Source organism: Salmonella sp. 32010601201800023SM, from assembly GCF_017572235.1.
In the GTDB taxonomy this organism is placed as follows: domain Bacteria; phylum Pseudomonadota; class Gammaproteobacteria; order Enterobacterales; family Enterobacteriaceae; genus Salmonella; species Salmonella enterica.
Genome location: NZ_JAGEQS010000001.1, coordinates 1435071 through 1447602 on the forward strand (window position 1 = coordinate 1435071; position 12532 = coordinate 1447602).

Annotated in this window: 11 protein-coding genes; 2 read left to right on the top strand and 9 right to left on the bottom strand. The window is 58.0% G+C overall.

The genetic code is table 11. The features are described 5' to 3' along the window. Positions 1 to 575 precede the first annotated feature (575 nt). Genes bioD through bioB form a run of 4 tightly spaced genes read right to left on the bottom strand, consistent with a single transcriptional unit; the run spans position 576 to position 4188 of the window. Positions 576 to 1262: a dethiobiotin synthase gene (gene bioD / locus J4617_RS07225; protein WP_017465734.1), complete on the bottom strand. Its 687-nt coding sequence runs from the start codon at positions 1260 to 1262 to the stop codon at positions 576 to 578. Next, positions 1255 to 2010 (bottom strand): malonyl-ACP O-methyltransferase BioC, encoded by a 756-nt coding sequence (gene bioC, locus J4617_RS07230; RefSeq protein ID WP_000079911.1) that lies wholly within the window; start codon positions 2008 to 2010, stop codon positions 1255 to 1257. The genes bioD and bioC overlap by 8 nt, the downstream gene beginning before the upstream one ends. Further along, on the bottom strand, positions 1994 to 3151 hold the full coding sequence (gene bioF, locus J4617_RS07235) for an 8-amino-7-oxononanoate synthase (RefSeq protein ID WP_017465735.1): 1158 nt from the start codon (positions 3149 to 3151) through the stop codon (positions 1994 to 1996). Before bioF ends, bioC begins: the two co-directional genes overlap by 17 nt. Then, on the bottom strand, positions 3148 to 4188 hold the full coding sequence (bioB, locus tag J4617_RS07240) for a biotin synthase BioB (protein ID WP_001821784.1): 1041 nt from the start codon (positions 4186 to 4188) through the stop codon (positions 3148 to 3150). The genes bioF and bioB overlap by 4 nt, the downstream gene beginning before the upstream one ends. Before the next feature lie 86 nt (positions 4189 to 4274). Between bioB and bioA the strand changes: the two genes are divergently transcribed. Both bioA and J4617_RS07250 read left to right on the top strand, forming a co-directional pair. Further along, positions 4275 to 5564 (top strand): adenosylmethionine--8-amino-7-oxononanoate transaminase, encoded by a 1290-nt coding sequence (gene bioA, locus J4617_RS07245; protein WP_017465736.1) that lies wholly within the window; start codon positions 4275 to 4277, stop codon positions 5562 to 5564. 57 nt (positions 5565 to 5621) lie between these two features. Next, on the top strand, positions 5622 to 6098 hold the full coding sequence (locus tag J4617_RS07250) for a kinase inhibitor (RefSeq protein ID WP_000767403.1): 477 nt from the start codon (positions 5622 to 5624) through the stop codon (positions 6096 to 6098). A gap of 84 nt (positions 6099 to 6182) precedes the next feature. Here J4617_RS07250 and hutH read toward each other — a convergent pair whose 3' ends face one another. From hutH to hutI, 5 genes are all read right to left on the bottom strand, one after another. Then, a complete protein-coding gene (gene hutH, locus J4617_RS07255) occupies positions 6183 to 7703 on the bottom strand; it encodes a histidine ammonia-lyase (protein ID WP_017465737.1) in 1521 nt (506 codons plus the stop codon). A 1-nt stretch (position 7704) separates the two neighbouring features. Next, positions 7705 to 9390, bottom strand: a complete 1686-nt coding sequence (gene hutU, locus J4617_RS07260) for a urocanate hydratase (protein WP_001115217.1) — start codon at positions 9388 to 9390, stop codon at positions 7705 to 7707. Between the two features lie 195 nt (positions 9391 to 9585). Next, entirely contained in the window at positions 9586 to 10311 is a 726-nt protein-coding gene (locus tag J4617_RS07265; RefSeq protein WP_000287416.1) for a histidine utilization repressor, read from the bottom strand. Between the two features lie 44 nt (positions 10312 to 10355). After that, complete coding sequence (hutG, locus tag J4617_RS07270) at positions 10356 to 11297, bottom strand: formimidoylglutamase (RefSeq protein WP_017465738.1); 942 nt, start codon at positions 11295 to 11297, stop codon at positions 10356 to 10358. Continuing rightward, positions 11294 to 12517 carry an imidazolonepropionase gene (hutI, locus tag J4617_RS07275; protein ID WP_017465739.1) on the bottom strand — a complete coding sequence of 408 codons (1224 nt, stop codon included), beginning with the start codon at positions 12515 to 12517 and terminating at the stop codon, positions 11294 to 11296. Before hutI ends, hutG begins: the two co-directional genes overlap by 4 nt. Positions 12518 to 12532: the final 15 nt, after the last annotated feature.

Consider the following 12532-nt stretch of genomic DNA (forward strand, 5'->3'; position numbering starts at 1 on the left):
CTGGATGAAAAAACAGTAACGCACTAGTGTATAATGGCTATCGGCAGATACCCCACGCTATTTAGAGGTAAAACATAGACAGTCGCGGGGTAAAATTCCAGCAGTGTGCTGGTTATCCCCAGACCAGAGTCTTTTTTAACATTTGTCAAGTCGGATGATGAAAGTTTTATGTCAACGTATCCCCCTTCCTTTACAACCATTGATTTTATATAACTTGCTGTCTGAAAAGGGATATTTTCTCAAGCCGTCTTTCGCGCCAATTTAGTCGCAGGCCGCGTCGCCTCTCGCTTACGTTGTGTTTTCTAACTCTAATACACAAGGTTATCCACAGGAATAGTGGATAACTGCTTCCAGCCCGTATCCCCTGCCGCCTGGCAAAATCAGCCCCTGATGTTTTCGCCGGGCGATAAAAAAAAATTATCGCTATTTTTGGCAGATTATTGGCTAACAAGAAGGGAAAAATTGAGGCGTAGACGCTCACATTTTGCACATTTTTAGCCTGGCGACGTCTGGAGGGTCTGGCGAAAGAACAGCAGGATCGTCTGATCCTGCAAGAAGGCGGTTTTTAAGCGCGGTCAGGCGCGTTCCAGGGGGCTAAGGTCCAGATACTTTCCTGTCGCCGCCTGCGATGGAGAAACGTCCAGCCACGGGATTTCCCCTAACAGCGGGGCCGGTATGACGCGGCGAAGCGTCGCGAGATATTCACCATGACGCGCGCCCGGCGGCTGTATGTCGTTGGCTATCCATCCGACAAGTGGTAATCCGGCCTGTTCTACCGCCAGCGCCGTCAGCATGGCGTGATTAATACAGCCCAGCTTGACGCCAACAACCAGAATCACCGGCAGCTGCTCCGTCTGTACCCAGTCGGCAAACGTCAGCGTGGCAGAGAGCGGTGTAAACCAGCCGCCCGCCCCTTCTGTCAACACCCAGTCTGCCTGCGACTCCAGCGTTCGCAATCCGCGTGATAATACCGCCGCGTCTATCGCCCGGCCTTCGTCGGCGCTAACGATGTGGGGAGAGGTAGGCTCGGCAAAAGTATAAGGATTGATAGCGGAATAAGGTTGCGGCAGGCTGCTGTTACGCTGCAAGGCCAGGGCATCGCTATTGCGTAGCCCGTCGGTTGTCATTTCGCTGCCGGAAGCGACGGGCTTATAGCCTACGGTTTGATAACCTAACTGCGTTGCGGCCTGCAATAAGGCGCAACTGGCAACCGTTTTACCGACTTCAGTATCAGTACCGGTCACAAAATAGCGTTTAGTCACGTTCAATCACTCCCATAAAAAGATGGTACGTCAGCGGATATTTCCCCTGCCGCTGCGGCCATGCCAACTGAATCTGTCTAAGCCGGGCGCGGGTTAATACATCCGACTCCCGCCCTTCATGAAGATGGGTGGCGCCAATGCCTTTAAGCGAGCGCATCGCGCTCAGGGCATCCTCAAACCACAATGTCATCGCCTGAGTATGACGAGACGCCCGCCAGCCGCGTAGCGCGTGGTCAATGGCCTCTTCCGGCAAAAAGCTATTCGCGTGAGCGCGATTATCGACGGCCTGCCATGCCTGACGCAGCTCCGGCAACGACCCCTGGCACAAGGTGGTAAACGCCACCACGCCGCCGGGCCGTACAACCCGATACAACTCGCTCAACGCATCGCGTAAATCGCCGCACCACTGGACCGCCAGGTTGCTCCAGGCCAGGTCAAAAACTTCGGCGTCATGGGGAATCGCTTCGATATCCGCCAGCAAATAGTGATGCGCCGCCTGACGATCGCGCGCCTGTTGCAGCATCGGCAGCGAAAGATCCAGGGCGGTCACTTCGCTCCCCCGCTCTCGCCAGTAACGACTCATACGTCCGGGGCCGCAGCCTGCGTCCAACACACTGGCAAACTGGCGGCCTGTCAACAGCGTCAGCAGCGCATCCGCGCTGTGTTGCTGCAAAGAGGCGTGCTGTTCATATTGCGATGCGGCCCGGCCAAACGCCGCCGCAATAGCCTGCTTATTCACCTGCGCCATGCAGCACCTCCAGCAGACGGTCTATATCGCACGCTTCATGCGCCTGCGTTAACGTTAAGCGCAGGCGCGCCGTACCGACAGGCACCGTCGGCGGGCGAATCGCCGTCGCCCAGCATCCTTGTTGACGCAGCGCCTCCGCCAGGTGCAATGCACGGCTGTTATCGCCCACGATTAACGGCTGGATGGCGCTATGGGCATTCAGTAGCGTAAATCGGGACGCGTTAACGCCGGCCCGAAAGCGCTGAACCAGAGCGGCGAGTTTTTCGCGCCGTTCACCACCTTCATCGCTACGGATCACCGCCAGCGAGGCGCTTAACGCCTGCGCCTGGGCGGGCGGCATACTGGTGCTGTAAACCAGATGACGGGCGAATTGCAGCAGATAATCTGCGACGCTTTCCGAGCAGAGCACCGCTGCGCCGCTGACGCCAAACCCCTTACCGAAAGTCACCACCAGCAACTCAGGCTTCACCCCCCGCAGCCAGCAGGTGCCCCGCCCCTCATCGCCAGTCACGCCGATGCCGTGCGCATCATCAACCAACAGCCAGGCATGATGCCTGCGGGCAATGTGCTGGATTTCCGCCAGCGGCGCGCTGTCGCCGTCCATGCTGTATACACCTTCTGTCACCACCAGTTGCTGACCCACGCAGGGCGATTGCAGTAAACGCGACAGATGCTGCGTATCGTTATGGATAAAGCGGCGAAGCTGCGCCGGACTCAGATTAGCGGCTTCCAGCAGGGAAGCATGACTCAACCTGTCGGCCACAATCCGGTCATTTTTTTTCATTAAGGCGGTAATGACCGCCTGATTCGCCGCAAAGCCAGAGATAAACAGCAGCGCGCGTGGATATCCTAACCATTGCGCCAGTTCCTCCTCTAACGCCTGGTGCGCCACGGAATAACCGCTGATATGACCCGACCCGCCGCTGCCGACGCCAAAACGCGTCGCTGCCTGTTGCCAGGCGCGAATAATCTGCGGGTGTTGACTTAAGCCGAGGTAATCATTGCTGGAAAAGTTAAGATACTGTCGCCCGTTCGCTACCAGCCAGCGTCCGGCGCCCTGCGATACCACATAGCGGCGGCGCAACGTATCCGTCGCCCGACGCGCCGTCAGCGCATCGTCGACGCGTTGTTGCCAACTCATAAGGCTGCCGCGTTGTAATAATCATCGGTGTCAGGCGTCATCAGCGTCTGCTCCAGACGTTGCTGCTGCTCGTTATCGCCCGCCAGCACCCTGGTCTGCTGCGGATTCAGCCCCAGCTTACGGAATAACTGCAGATCCTTGTCCTCTGCCGGATTTGGCGTAGTTAACAATTTGCAGCCATAGAAAATCGAGTTCGCCCCGGCCATAAAGCACATCGCCTGGGTCTGCTCGTTCATCTGTTCACGCCCTGCGGAAAGACGCACGTATGAGGTCGGCATCATGATGCGCGCCACGGCGATAGTACGAATAAAATCAAACGCATCCACGTCATCGTTATCCGCAAGCGGCGTGCCTTTTACCTTCACCAGCATGTTGATTGGCACGCTTTCCGGCGGTGTCGGCAGGTTCGCCAACTGCAACAACAGTCCGGCGCGATCGGTAACCGTTTCGCCCAGACCCACAATGCCGCCGGAGCACACTTTAATCCCTGCTTCACGGACTTTTTCCAGCGTGTCGAGGCGCTCCTGATAGGTACGGGTAGTGATGATATTGCCGTAAAACTCCGGCGAGGTATCGAGGTTGTGGTTGTAGTAATCCAGCCCGGCGTTAGCCAGACGCTGCGCCTGGCTTTCGTTCAACATGCCGAGCGTCATACAGGTTTCCAGCCCCATCGCTTTGACGCCCTGTACAATCTGCTCCAGATAAGGCATATCGCGTTCATGCGGATTCCTCCAGGCCGCCCCCATACAGAAGCGGGTCGAACCAGCGTTTTTCGCTTTACGGGCGGAGTCCAGTACCTGCTCTACTTCCATTAAACGCTCGGCTTCCAGCCCGGTTTTATAGCGCGAGCTCTGCGGGCAGTATTTACAATCCTCCGGGCAGGCGCCGGTTTTGATCGACAGCAGCGTACTAACCTGTACCTGCTGCGGATCGAAATGCTGGCGATGAATTTGCTGCGCTTCAAACAGCAATTCCAGCAGTGGTTTTTCAAATAATTCGGTTACTTGCGACAGTGTCCAGCGTGGGTGGCGAGCCATCGGGCTTCTCCAAAATATGTTGTTTGTTTTTGATATGGTGTAGACTCGTAAACCTAAATCTTTTTAATTTGGTTTACAAGTCGATTATGACAACGGACGATCTGGCCTTCGATAAACGCCATATTTGGCATCCTTACACTTCCATGACCTCGCCGCTGCCGGTATATCCCGTTGAGCGGGCCGAAGGCTGCGAGCTGGTTCTCGCCTCGGGCAAACGCCTGATTGAGGGGATGTCCTCCTGGTGGGCGGCCATTCATGGTTATAACCACCCGCAATTGAACGCGGCGATGAAAGCGCAAATTGACGCCATGTCGCATGTCATGTTCGGCGGCATAACCCATCAACCTGCGGTGAATCTGTGCCGTAAGCTGGTCGCGATAACGCCTGAGCCGCTGGAGTGTGTCTTTCTGGCCGACTCCGGTTCGGTGTCGGTGGAAGTGGCCATGAAGATGGCGCTGCAATACTGGCAGGCGCGCGGCGAATCGCGTCAGCGTTTTCTGACGTTTCGCCACGGTTATCATGGCGACACGTTCGGCGCGATGTCGGTGTGCGATCCGGATAACTCCATGCACAGCCTGTGGAAAGGCTATCTGCCGGAAAATCTGTTCGCGCCGGCGCCGCAAAGCCGGATGGATGGCGAATGGGATGAAAGCGACATCGCGCCATTTGCCCGCCTGATGGCCGCGCATCGCCATGAAATAGCCGCCGTGATTCTGGAACCTATCGTTCAGGGCGCGGGCGGGATGCGCATATATCATCCACAATGGCTCAGGCGTATTCGTAACATGTGCGATCGCGAAGGCATTCTGCTGATTGCCGATGAAATAGCCACCGGGTTTGGCCGTACCGGCAAACTGTTCGCCTGCGAGCATGCCGGGATCGCGCCGGATATTCTGTGTCTCGGCAAAGCGTTAACCGGCGGCACCATGACCCTCTCGGCAACGCTCACGACACGCCAGGTTGCAGAGACTATTAGCAACGGCGAGGCGGGGTGTTTTATGCATGGCCCGACGTTTATGGGGAATCCGCTGGCCTGCGCCGTCGCCTGCGCCAGCCTGACGCTGCTGGAAAGCGGCGAATGGCGTCAGCAGGTGGCGTCTATCGAGTCTCAGTTACGCGCTGAGTTAGCCCCCGCGCAAGGTTCGCCCTGGGTGGCGGATGTGCGGGTGTTGGGCGCGATTGGGGTGGTTGAAACTACGCATCCGGTCAATATGGCGGCGCTTCAACGCTTCTTCGTCGGGCAAGGCGTCTGGATCAGGCCGTTCGGCAAGCTAATCTACCTGATGCCGCCCTATATTATTCGTCCGGATCAACTGCGCCGTTTGACCCAGGCGGTCAATGACGCGGTACACAATGAAACATTTTTTAGCCATTAATCAGCGGTAAGCGATGCTGCTTCTGGCTACACTTCTGGTGAGTCAAAAGGAGAGCGCATGAAACTTATCAGCAACGATTTGCGCGATGGAGATAAACTTCCTCATCGCCACGTTTTTAACGGTATGGGCTATGATGGCGATAATATTTCGCCGCATCTGGCCTGGGACGACGTGCCGATGGGCACCAAAAGTTTTGTCGTGACCTGTTACGATCCCGACGCGCCGACCGGCTCCGGCTGGTGGCACTGGGTGGTGGTGAACCTCCCGGCGGATACGCGCGTACTGACCCAGGGGTTCGGCTCAGGCCTGGTGGCCGTACCAGACGGCGTCATTCAGACGCGTACCGATTTCGGTAAAGCGGGCTACGGCGGCGCGGCGCCGCCTAAAGGGGAAACGCACCGCTATATCTTTACGGTTCACGCGCTGGACGTCGAGCGTCTTGACGTTGATGAAGACGCCAGCGGCGCGATGGTCGGCTTTAACGTGCATTTCCATTCGCTCGCCAGCGCCTCGATCACGGCGATGTTCAGTTAAACGCTGTGCCGGATGGCGGCGTAAACGTCTTACCCTACCAACGGGTTGGGTAAGCCGAATAAGCGCCGCGCCATCCGGCAGCATTCACATAAAGTCCGGCACCAGACGCTGTAACGCGCCTTGCGCCAGCAGCGCCGTCGCACACTCAATATCGGGCGCGAAAAAACGATCCTGCGTATAGTGCGCCACCTGCTCGCGCAGTGTCTGCCGCGCCTGTTCCAGTAACGGGCTGGAGGTTAACCCTTCCCGTAAATCTATCCCCTGACAGGCAGCCAGCCACTCCACGGCAATGATGCCGCGGGTATTCGCCGCCATTTCCCAGAGTCGCCGTCCTGCCGCCGGGGCCATTGAGACATGATCTTCCTGATTCGCCGAGGTCGGCAGGCTATCCACGCTGTGCGGGTGCGCCAGCGCTTTATTCTCGCTGGCGAGCGCCGCGGCGGTGACCTGGGCAATCATAAAACCGGAATTAACGCCGCCATATTTCACCAGGAACGGCGGTAACTGCGACATATGTTTATCCATCATCAGCGCGATGCGCCGCTCCGATAGCGCGCCGATTTCCGCTATCGCCAGCGCCAGATTATCCGCCGCCATGGCAACCGGTTCAGCATGGAAGTTACCGCCGGAGATCACCTCCCCCGCATCGGCAAAGACCAGCGGATTATCGGATACCGCGTTGGCCTCAGCCAGCAGTACCTCTTTCGTCTGACGTAACTGGGTCAGACAAGCGCCCATTACCTGCGGCTGGCAGCGAAGGGAATACGGGTCCTGAACTTTATGACAGTGGTGATGTGATTCAGCAATGGCGCTGGTATCGGTCAGCAGGTGCCGGAACAACCGCGCGACGTCAATTTGCCCCTGTTGTCCGCGCGCGGCATGAATGCGCGCATCAAAAGGACGGCGCGATCCCAGTACGGCTTCGGTAGTCAGCGCGCCGCAGACAACGGCGGAGGCAAATAACTCCTGTGCCTCAAACAAACCGCGCAGCGCGAAGGCCGTTGATGCCTGGGTGCCATTAAGCAGCGCCAGCCCCTCTTTGGCCGCCAGCGCGACAGGCTCCAGTCCGGCCTTTTTTAGCGCCGTCTGCGCCGGAAGCCATTCGCCCTGCCAGCGCGCTTTTCCTTCGCCAAGCAGCGTCAGCGACAGATGCGCCAGCGGCGCTAAGTCGCCCGACGCGCCAACCGAGCCTTTTGCCGGAATCAGCGGATACACGCCGGCATTCACCAGAGCGATGAGCGCCTCTATCACGCTCAACCGAATCCCGGAAAACCCGCGCGCCAGGCTATTGATTTTCAATACCATAATCAGACGCACCATCGCGTCATCCAGTGGGTCGCCTACGCCCGCGGCGTGAGACAACACCAACGATCGCTGTAGATTTTGCAAGTCTTCATCAGCGATGCGCGTCTGCGCCAGCAGGCCGAAACCGGTGTTGATGCCGTAGGCGGTACGCCCTTCGGCAACGATATCATTGACGCACGCGACACTGGCGTTAATGCCGTCAATGGCGCTGGCGTCCAGCCGAAGCTGTACCGGATGACGCCAGACATCGTACAGTTGAGAGAGGCTTAACTGCCCCGGAGTGAGTGTCATGGTGTTCATATCAGCCTTTCCCCTGCGTCGCCGCAACCATCGGTAAATTCAGACCTTGCTCAACAGCGCATTCCACCGCGAGATCATATCCGGCATCGGCATGGCGCATGACGCCCGTCGCCGGATCGTTGTGTAACACGCGGCGAATACGCGCGGCGGCCTCGTCAGTGCCATCACAGACAATCACCATACCGGCGTGTTGCGAAAACCCCATTCCCACCCCGCCGCCATGATGGAGCGATACCCATGTCGCCCCGCTGGCGGTATTCAGCAACGCATTTAACAGCGGCCAGTCGGAAACCGCGTCGGAACCGTCGCGCATCGCTTCGGTTTCACGGTTAGGGCTGGCGACAGAGCCGGAATCCAGGTGATCGCGGCCAATCACAATGGGCGCGGATACCTCGCCGCAACGCACCATTTCGTTGAACGCCAGCCCCAGTTTTTGCCGCCACTCCAGGCCTACCCAGCAGATACGCGCCGGTAACCCCTGAAAATGAATGCGCTCGCGCGCCATATCCAGCCAGTGATGCAGATGTTTATCCTCAGCCACTATCTCTTTGACTTTGGCATCGGTTTTATAGATATCCTGCGGATCGCCGGACAGCGCCACCCAGCGAAACGGCCCGATGCCACGGCAGAACAGCGGACGAATATAGGCTGGCACAAATCCCGGAAAATCAAAGGCGTTTTCCACCCCCATCTCTTTCGCCATCTGACGAATATTGTTGCCATAGTCAAAGGTCGGCACGCCCATTTGACTGAACGCCAGCATCGCCCGAACATGCGCCGCCATGGAACGTTTCGCTGCCTGCATCGTCCCGTGGGGATCGGATTGCGCGTTTTTCTGATACTCCTCCCAGCGCCAGCCGGAGGGTAAATAGCCATGTAGCGGATCGTGGGCGCTGGTCTGATCGGTCACCAGGTCCGGGCGCACGCCGCGATTAACCAGTTCCGGCAGGATATCCGCCGCGTTCGCGCACAGGGCGACGGACACGGCTTTCCCCTCGCGGGTGTAGCGCGTAATGCGGGCCAGCGCGTCATCCAGCGTGGCGGCCTGCTCATCCACGTAACGAGTACGCAGACGAAAATCGATACGGCTTTGCTGGCATTCAATCGTCAGCGAACACGCTCCGGCCAGCGTCGCGGCTAGCGGTTGCGCGCCGCCCATGCCGCCCAGTCCGGCGGTCAGCACCCAGCGTCCCGCCAGCGTGCCGTTATAGTGCTGACGCCCCGCCTCGACAAAGGTTTCGTATGTTCCCTGCACGATTCCCTGACTGCCGATATAGATCCAGCTTCCGGCCGTCATTTGACCGTACATCGCCAGCCCTTTCGCATCCAGTTCGTTAAAGTGTTCCCATGTCGCCCAGTGGGGAACCAGGTTGGAGTTGGCGATTAATACCCGCGGCGCGTTGTCGTGCGTTTTAAATACGCCGACCGGTTTGCCAGACTGAATAAGCAACGTTTCGTCCGCCTCCAGCCGGGTGAGCGCATCAACAATAGCGTCATAGCATTCCCAGTTGCGCGCGGCGCGACCAATCCCGCCGTAGACCACCAGCTCATGCGGATTTTCCGCCACGTCAGGATCGAGATTATTCATTAACATCCGCAGCGGGGCTTCTGTCAGCCAGCTTTTCGCCGTTAATACCGTGCCTCGGGGCGCGCGGATAGTCTGCTGACGATACTTGCTTTCAGGCATAGCAATGACTCCTCATTATTATCGGTCTGCCATCGCCAAATAACGCTAAAACGCCACTATCAGGCACCGCCGCAGACCCACAGATAAGAATCAGACATATACTTGTCTATACAAGTAAGCACAAGAATAGAATTAACAAAAATGATACAATTTTGTTATATTGTGTCAGCAATCACGTTTCCGGCAGCAGTCCGCTCAGGAGATAAATCGTCCCTGTAGCCGGTAGCGCGACCCGGGGAAAAGTAAGCGGGCGTGAGAAACAATCCGCGACGCGGACCAGGTTGTACGACGAATGAGCAGACAAGGCTCATGCTCTTTGATAGTTAACCACGCGCACTCTTGCGCCGTGGCGCGCACCGCCTCCACAATATGTTCCCCTTCCGTTAGCGGCGCGATCCGCGACAAATAAGCGTGCGGCGTGGTCTGACTGTAATCCTGCGTCAGGTAATCCACGGCAATATCCGCATTCACGCAGCGATCTTCAATTTGTACCGGCAGATCGTTTTCATAATGCACCATGATGGAATGGAAAATGACATCGCTCTCATTGACGTTGAGAGCGCTGGCCTGGATGGCGTTTGCCCGCACGCGCTCCAGCGTGAGCACCTCACAACGATGCTGATGACGGCGGGCGGCAATCTCCTCGGCGATACTGCGGACTTCAAACAGCGCGGACTGGCCTTTCGGTTCGGCGACAAACGTCCCCACGCCCTGTAAACGCACCAGCCACCCTTCATCCGTCAGCTCACGCAGCGCCCGATTGATGGTCATTCGGCTAAAGCCATACTGGGCGACCAGTTCTGCTTCCGACGGAATGCGATCGTGCGGCTGCCAGACGCCGCCGGCTATTTTTTTACAGATGTCCTGTTTCACCGTTTCGTAAAAAGGCGCAGGCGCAGAACGGGAGCGGGATGAATACATGCGTGAAGCCTTCCTTATGCGGATAGTGTTTTCCGGATGACAGATTAACGCCACCAGTGCGCGATTTGCCAGCCAAGCCGCGCCGCCACGCGCGCCGCTGCGCCATCTTCATCAAAGCGTGGATTAAATTCAACCAGATCCGCCGCCTGTAATTTTCCGCTGCGGCAAACCGGCTCAATTAAACGCAGAACCTGTATCAGCGGCACGCCCAGCGCTGCGGGAGCGGAGACGGCCGGCATTTCCCAGACAGGCAATACGTCGAGATCGATAGTCAGATAAATTTTATCCACCTTGTCGATAAACTGCGTCATCTGCGCCAGCGCGTCATGGCAGTCCAGATCCTCCACCACGGTAACATTCCGCCACTGCGCTTCCCGCCACAACGCCTGCGTATTCGCCGCACGGCTCACGCCGAAACAGGCATAATGAAACGCGCGGCTCTGCGCGTCGCATAGCTGCGCCAGTTGACGAAACGGCGTCCCGGATGTTGCCTGGTCGGTCTGACGGAGATCCAGATGCGCATCAAGATTAATGATCCCTACGCTTTCCTGCGCAAACGCGTCCAGCACCCCCGCGCCGTGTCCAAACGCGGTTTCATGCCCGCCGCCCAGTACCAGCGTGCGCATCCCGGCCCGCAGACAGCGGCTTACCGCATCGCGCAAGGCCTGCTGCGCGCCTTCCAGATCGGGCGTCGGCGCAACCCAATTGCCTAAATCCACCAGCCGTTCATGTCCCTGGTGGCTGGCCATATTCGCCAGCGCTTTACGCAACGCGTCCGGGGCGCCTGCCGCGCCGGGACGCCCTGCATTGCGTTTTACCCCCTCGTCGCAGGCAAATCCCATTAACGCGATCTTTTGCTGCCAGTTTTCGGGGGAAAAGGTCTCGCTGCGCGTGACGGTCTGAAACAGACGCCGCGCATCCGGCGCTTCTATACTGTCATCGCGCCCCTGCCAGAGCGCCGGAGAAGCCGGATACCATTGCGTCATGAGATTTGTCCTCTGTATACCCGCTGATATAAAGGGTTACGCCCCGGCTCATACACAATCTCTACCGGCTGTTCAGCATCCCACACCACAAAATCCGCCCGGTAGCCGGCCCTGATCTGCCCATGCGTCGCCTGTCTTCCCAGCGCACGAGCGGCATGGCGCGTAACGCCCGCCCATGCCTCTTCCGGCGTCAGACCAAACTGTACGCAGGCCATATTCATCGCCAGATGCAAACTGCAAAACGGGCTGGTGCCGGGATTGAAATCGCTGGCGACGGCGACAGGCACCTGATAGCGGCGCAGCAGTTCTACCGGCGGGCGCTGCGTCTCGCGCAGAAAATAAAACGCGCCGGGCAATAATACGCCGACAGTACCACCGTCACGCATCGCCGCGACGCCCGCTTCATCAAGATATTCGATATGATCCGCCGATAAACCCTGATAACGGCTCAACAACTGCGCGCCGCCCAACAGCGAAAGCTGCTCAACATGGCCTTTAACGGGAATACCTAACGCCTTCGCCGTCTGCAACACGCGCTCACTCTGCGCCACATTAAAGCCGACGCTCTCGCAAAAGAGGTCTACCGCATCAAATAACCCTTTTTGCCAGAGCTGCGGAATCATCGTCTCGCAGACCAGAGTGATGTAGCCGTCCGGGTCGTCACGATACTCCGCTGGCGTAGCATGAGCGGCCAATAGCGTGGGGCTAATGTCGATAGCGTTTTCGGCGGCAAGTTTTGCAGCGACGCGCAGCAGCTTTTCTTCTGTCGCCAGCTCCAGACCATAGCCGGATTTAATCTCCAGCAGCGTAACGCCTTCGCTGGCAAGGCGCATCATGCGTTCGCGCGCCAGCAGGTAGAGCGTCTCCTCCGCACAGGCGCGGGTTGCTGATACCGTCGCGTTAATGCCGCCGCCCTGAGCGCTAATATGCTGGTATGACGCGCCGTTAAGCCGCTGTTCCCACTCTGCGGCGCGGTTACCGGCAAACACCAGATGCGTGTGGCAATCGATAAGTCCCGGGGTTACCAGTCGTCCCTGCATATCATGGAAATTGTCCCCACTGACAGGAAGCTGCGTCTCTGGCACGATATCGCAAATATGCCCTTCGCGTACAATCAGCGCCTGGTTATCCACCAGCCCGTACGGGGCTTGCCGCTGCGGGTCCATTGTCGCCAGCCTGATGTTTCGCCAGACAGTATCGCCCGGTAAAAGTTGCCGCATTCCTGTCGCTCTCTT

Excerpts from the sequence above, each read along its gene's own strand:
- bioF (WP_017465735.1), bottom strand. The coding sequence starts at position 3,151 with ATGAGTTGGCAACAACGCGTCGACGATGCGCTGACGGCGCGTCGGGCG.
- hutH (WP_017465737.1), bottom strand. The coding sequence starts at position 7,703 with ATGAACACCATGACACTCACTCCGGGGCAGTTAAGCCTCTCTCAACTG.
- bioC (WP_000079911.1), bottom strand. The coding sequence starts at position 2,010 with ATGGCGCAGGTGAATAAGCAGGCTATTGCGGCGGCGTTTGGCCGGGCC.
- bioA (WP_017465736.1), top strand. The coding sequence starts at position 4,275 with ATGACAACGGACGATCTGGCCTTCGATAAACGCCATATTTGGCATCCT.
- J4617_RS07250 (WP_000767403.1), top strand. The coding sequence starts at position 5,622 with ATGAAACTTATCAGCAACGATTTGCGCGATGGAGATAAACTTCCTCAT.
- hutU (WP_001115217.1), bottom strand. The coding sequence starts at position 9,390 with ATGCCTGAAAGCAAGTATCGTCAGCAGACTATCCGCGCGCCCCGAGGC.
- J4617_RS07265 (WP_000287416.1), bottom strand. The coding sequence starts at position 10,311 with ATGTATTCATCCCGCTCCCGTTCTGCGCCTGCGCCTTTTTACGAAACG.
- hutI (WP_017465739.1), bottom strand. The coding sequence starts at position 12,517 with ATGCGGCAACTTTTACCGGGCGATACTGTCTGGCGAAACATCAGGCTG.
- bioB (WP_001821784.1), bottom strand. The coding sequence starts at position 4,188 with ATGGCTCGCCACCCACGCTGGACACTGTCGCAAGTAACCGAATTATTT.
- hutG (WP_017465738.1), bottom strand. The coding sequence starts at position 11,297 with ATGACGCAATGGTATCCGGCTTCTCCGGCGCTCTGGCAGGGGCGCGAT.